At 67.5% G+C, this 862-nt stretch carries 1 protein-coding gene; it reads right to left on the reverse strand.

Annotated elements, in window-relative coordinates; translation table 11 throughout:
- Positions 1–862: condensation domain-containing protein (locus tag NFL01S_RS33845; RefSeq protein ID WP_245671007.1), on the reverse strand; the 862-nt coding region annotated here is incomplete at both ends.

Raw genomic sequence — 862 nt, forward strand, 5'->3', positions numbered from 1 at the left:
TGCCGTATGCGCGACCATGAACAGCGTCGCGCCCTGGCTTTGCGCCAGCCGCTGCAAACCAGCATGAATCTCGGCATCGATCTCGACCGCGACCCGGCCGCCACTGTAGGACTGCACCACCGGACGCGGACGATCCACCGGCAGGTCGAGCTGATCCGGAACCCCGGCAAGCGCCGACTCCCAATACCCGATCTGCTTCGCCGCCAGCGAACCCGGATCCGATTCATCACCCAGCAACTCCCGCTGCCAAATACTGAAATCGGCATACTGCACCCGCAACGGCGCCCAGCCCGGCGCCTCACCCGCGATCCGCGCGGCATACGCGGTCATCAAATCGCGCGTCAACGGCACCACCGAGGAACCATCACCCGAAATATGGTGCATTACCAGGGCCAGCACGAATTCGCCGGGCGAGCCTGCGATATCGCCGCCGGACCCATCGGTCGCGACGCGGAACAGCGCCACCCGCAACGGCACCTCGGCGGTGACATCGAAGCCGGCCGACGCCAGTTCCGATACAGCCGCAACGACCTCACCGGCGGCCACCGACCGCACCGCGAGCTCGGGAACGGCCTGGCCCACCGGCAGGACGACCTGCACCGGGCCGGATTCGGTCTCCGGATACACCGTCCGCAGCACCTCGTGCCGCGTCACCAGATCCGCGACCGCCGCCCGCATGGCCTCGATATCGAGTTCACCGGACAACCGGATCGCCAGCGGAATGTGATACGCCGCCGAATTCTCGTCGAAACGGTTCAGGAACCACATCCGCTGCTGCGCCAACGACAGCGGCACCGCGTCCTGGACCTCGCCCGATTCGGTAACCCGCGTCGGCCGCGGCTGCGGCGCCAGAGCCGCACGC

It is taken from the genome of Nocardia flavorosea NBRC 108225 (assembly GCF_001613385.1).
GTDB lineage: Bacteria > Actinomycetota > Actinomycetes > Mycobacteriales > Mycobacteriaceae > Nocardia > Nocardia flavorosea.